Below are 4277 nucleotides of genomic sequence, written 5' to 3' on the forward strand. Positions count from 1 at the left end.
ATTTCACCCGAAAACGCTATCTCACCTTCCGTAATCTGATCCTTTTTCTGCTTAACCAGCCTGGCAGTGCGCTTCAGACCGAGCTGGATCAATTTTTCCGTGTGCTCAACAACACGCCTTTCGAAAAACAGGTCGTCACCGCGCAGGCTTTCAGCAAAGCCCGCCGCAAGCTCAAGCCCTCCGCTCTGGTGGCGCTGAACGATGTGCTTCAAAACCAGCTGGATGAACTGGGCCTGCGCAGCACATGGTGCGGGCTGCGGCTGCTGGGCGTGGACGGCTCCGGTGTACACCTGCCGCTGGAGCAGCCCCTGGAAAACTTCTTCGGCAGTCACAGTGAGCTGCCCGTGGCGCGGCTGTCCATGCTCTATGATCTGTGCGACCAACAGACCCTGCATGGTCTGCTGATTACTCCGGATATGGATGAGCGGGGCTGTGCCGCCATGCACCTGGAGTATGCGCCGGACAACAGCCTCCTGGTGTTTGACCGGGGCTACCCTGCTCATTGGCTCTTTGCCGCCCTGTTGCAGCGGAACCAGCATTTCCTCATGCGCCTGACTCTCAAGCACAACCCGGCCGTGAGGGACTTCGTGGCTTCCGGCAACAGCGAACAGACCCTCTGTTTCGCCTGCAAGGGCTGGCTGTCCCGAAAAGTCTGCGAGCAGGCCGGCGTCGATCCGGATACCGAGGTCACCCTGCGCCTGATCCGGGTGCTCCTGCCAGGCGGTGAGGTGGAAGTGCTGGCCACGTCACTGCTGGATACCCAGGCCTTCCCGGCCACCGAATTTGCGGGGCTCTACCACCGCCGCTGGGGGATCGAAACCGATTACCGGCGGCTCAAGCAGACCCTGACCCTGGACAACTTCAGCGGTCGCACCGCGACCGCGGTGCTTCAGGACTTCCACGCCAAGCTGCTGTTGAAAAACCTGGCCATGCTGATGCAGGTACTGCAGCAGCCCCGGATTGAGCAACAAACCCGACACCGCAAAAGGGGTTGGAAGGCGAACTTCACTCAGGGCGTGTCGCGCCTGAAAAACACCCTGGTGACGCTCCTGGTCGAGCCATGCGCCCACGCCATGGAGTGCCTGTTGACCCTGATCCGTAACAGCCTGACCGCCATCCGGCCCGGGCGAAGTTTTCCGCGCCAGCGCCGACGAAAAGCAACCCGCGGGTGCGAAGGCTACAAGCGCACTCGCTGAACCCGAAGGCTCCGGTCACGAGCGTATTGAATCCGACTCAAAGACTGCGTTTGGCGCTGGTCGGCTTTCGCTCGCCTCAAAGGTCGCCTTGACCTGCAATTCTTCTCCAATCCGCACCTCCGTGTCCCCTCAACACGGCAATAAAGGGGTGTTTCTGTCAGTTGGCCAACTTCATGCTGGCTCGATGTGGCAGGAACCTGGCTTGCCGGCGCTGTGGTTTTTCCTTAAGTTGATACCATTGCGTAAACTGGACCATAAAACTCTGGAAGCACTTCGGGTTCGTGCCGTTCAAAGGGTTATGGATGGCGAAAGCCCGGAAGTGGTGATCAAAGCTTTGGGCATGAGTCGAGCCCGGATTTATGAGTGGCTTGCAGCCTACCGCGAGGGCGGCTTTGAAGCGCTTAAAGCCAAGCAGATTTCCGGTCGTCCCAAGAAGCTGAGCGGCGAACAGATTCGGGAGCTGTATACCTGGATTACCACCTTCACGCCGGACCAGCTGAAGTTTAATTTCGCCCTGTGGACCCGAGGTCGTGTGCGTGAATTGATCCGGCAAAAGTTCAACGTTCGACTGAGCGATGTGTCCGTCGGCCGCCTGCTTCGCAACCTGGGGCTGACGCCTCAAAAGCCGCTGCATCGGGCGTACCAGCAGAAGCCGGAGGCTGTGAAGCAGTGGAAGGAAGAGACCTACCAGAGATTCGCAAAGAAGCCAAGAAAGTTGGCGCTACGATCTACTTTGGCGATGAGGCCAGCATTCGCTCCGATTACCACAGTGGCACTACCTGGGCGCCCATTGGAGAGACGCCAGTTATTCGCAATACCGGAAGCCGTTTCAGCATTAACATGATTTCTGCCATTTCACCTCGCGGCGAACTGCGCTTCAAAACGATCGAGGGAAACATGAACACCGATGCCTTCATCGGGTTCCTCAAAGCACTGGTTCAGGATTCCGAAAAGCCTGTGTTCCTGATCCTCGACAATCACCCGGTGCATCATGCTCGCCGGGCTCGGGAGTACGTGGAAAGTCTCAACGGCAAACTGAAACTATTCTTTCTGCCGCCTTATTCGCCAGAACTGAACCCCGACGAATCCGTTTGGGGCTACATCAAATACCACCACGTTGGAAAAAAGATCATCAACAATAAAGAACAACTCCGGGATATTGTTTTCCGGAAACTGCGACGTTTGCAGAAATTACCAAAGCTATTGCAGTCTTTTTTTGGTCATCCAGATTTGGCTTACATCTCCGGATAATGTTCGCTTACTTTATTTCGGATTAGTAAGAAAGGTATGGCATTGGCGGTGTTCTCGTAGCGACCGTGAGAAAACGTGGAATCATGGCCTTGAGGTCATGGCGCCGATTAAAGCGATACTCGAACTCAGCCAGGTAGCGTGGGGCATGCTGCCCGCGGATAGCATGGCACGTGCTGGTGAGCGCGTTCTTGACGTTACCGAGCAGCGCGTTGCCCGCGGTGCTGCGCCTTTGCCAGGCTCATTCGCCGGTCAGTAGCACCTTGATCGCCTTTTCGTCGCTGGCGCAGGAGAACACGTCGTAGGCCTGCTCTACCTCGTCGAGCCGGAAGTGGTGGGTTACCAGTCCCGCGGCGTCGACACCGCCCGCCTCGAGGATGCGCATGAGCACGGGGATGGTGTTGGTATTCACCAGTCCGGTACGGACCGTAACATTCTTGATCCACAGATCCTCAAGGTGGAGGGTCACGCCCTTTCCGTGGACGCCAATATTGGCGATGTGGCCGCCGGGGCGGACGATCCGCTGGCAGATGTCGAACGTCTCCGGGATCCCCACGGCTTCCATCGCCACGTCCACACCTTCGCCGTCGGTCATCTTCATGACCGTGTCCACCGCGTCGCCGGTGACCGTGTCGGTGGCGCCGAGCTGCCGTGCCATCGCCAGCCGGTTCTCGTCTGGGTCGATCATGATGATCCGCGCGGGGGAGTAGAAGCGGGTGGTCAGCAGCGCGGCGAGGCCGATGGGCCCGGAGCCCACGATCGCGACGGTGTCACCAAGCCCCACCTCGCCGTTGAGGGCGCCGATCTCGTGGCCGGTGGGGAGGATGTCGCTGAGCATCACCGCCGCCGCGGGTTCCAGTCCCTCGGGCAGACGGTAGAGGCTATTGTCGGCATGGGGGATCCGCACGCGCTCGGCCTGGGTGCCGTCAATGCGATGGCCGAGGATCCAGCCGCCGTCGCGGCAGTGGGCGTAGATCCCGCGCTTGCAGTAGTCGCAACGCCCGCAGGCGGTGATACAGGAGATCAGTACCGGGTCTCCGGGTTTTACGCTGGTGACGCCGTCACCCACGGACTCCACCACACCCACGCCTTCGTGGCCGAGAATACGGCCGGGCTCGCAAGTGGGAACGTCACCCTTGAGGATGTGCAGGTCGGTGCCACAGATGGTGGTATGGGTGATGCGGACCACAGAATCCGTGGGCTTGTCTACTTTGGGGTCAGGCCGCTCCTGCCATGTGCGCTTGCCGGGGCCTTCGTAGACTAGTGCTTTCATCGTATTGCCTCCGTACCTTTAAGGTATACAGTCGACCCCTTGACGCCGCAAGTCTAACGCCGCGACGCGGAGAGGAAGACTGCGGTCAGACGCAGGCTCGCCAGTAGTGCCGCAGCAGGTAGTCGGGCCTTGCCAAGTCAATGCTCACGGCAGGTCTGTCCGCGGGCTTCGGGATGGACTCGGCACTCGCCGGCACGAGGAGCGAAACGGCGAAAGAACCCTCGTCGCATCTCATCGGCAACTCCTTCCTCGCGAATGCCCGGCCGCGCACTTGACGCCCCCCGTTATCTACTTTCCATAATGACTGATTACCTACGATACATTTTTGACACAGCTCAATACAAGCGCAATTCCTGTCCCGGCTCCGCCGTGTGAAACTGCCGCTGCCTTTTGAGGGGACCCTGAACAAGAGGGTTGGCCAACGTCATCAACTTAAGCCCCGCAGAGTCCAAAATCCAGTTCCAGCCGAAGCCATGGGCGGGGTTTGGTCAGCATCATCGTAACGATATCGCTGCAATGAGCGCCAGCTGAAGCGATTTGTTGGGGGATGGACCGGATTT

General features: G+C 59.1%; 4 protein-coding genes and 1 pseudogene. 3 read left to right on the forward strand and 2 right to left on the reverse strand.

What is annotated here, in order from left to right; all coding sequences use genetic code 11:
- The 3 genes from AC13C0_RS00220 to AC13C0_RS00230 form a co-directional block, all read left to right on the forward strand.
- Window positions 1-1196, forward strand: a 1196-nt coding sequence (locus AC13C0_RS00220; protein WP_482953707.1) for an IS4 family transposase, incomplete at its 5' end; no start/stop codon positions are given.
- Between the two features lie 238 nt (window positions 1197-1434).
- A complete protein-coding gene (locus AC13C0_RS00225) occupies window positions 1435-2040 on the forward strand; it encodes an IS630 family transposase (protein WP_482953708.1) in 606 nt (201 codons plus the stop codon).
- A complete protein-coding gene (locus tag AC13C0_RS00230; protein WP_482953710.1) occupies window positions 1947-2447 on the forward strand; it encodes an IS630 family transposase in 501 nt (166 codons plus the stop codon). The genes AC13C0_RS00225 and AC13C0_RS00230 overlap by 94 nt, the downstream gene beginning before the upstream one ends.
- A gap of 22 nt (window positions 2448-2469) precedes the next feature.
- Here AC13C0_RS00230 and AC13C0_RS00235 read toward each other — a convergent pair.
- A pseudogene (locus tag AC13C0_RS00235) lies at window positions 2470-2658 on the reverse strand (transposase); the annotation flags it as partial.
- A 27-nt stretch (window positions 2659-2685) separates the two neighbouring features.
- Window positions 2686-3717, reverse strand: coding sequence for a zinc-dependent alcohol dehydrogenase family protein (locus tag AC13C0_RS00240; RefSeq protein WP_482953709.1), 1032 nt, complete (start codon window positions 3715-3717; stop codon window positions 2686-2688).
- Window positions 3718-4277 lie beyond the last annotated feature (560 nt).

Source organism: Marinobacter sp. B-21 (assembly GCF_056857895.1).

Excerpts from the sequence above, each read along its gene's own strand:
- AC13C0_RS00240 (WP_482953709.1), bottom strand. The coding sequence starts at position 3,717 with ATGAAAGCACTAGTCTACGAAGGCCCCGGCAAGCGCACATGGCAGGAG.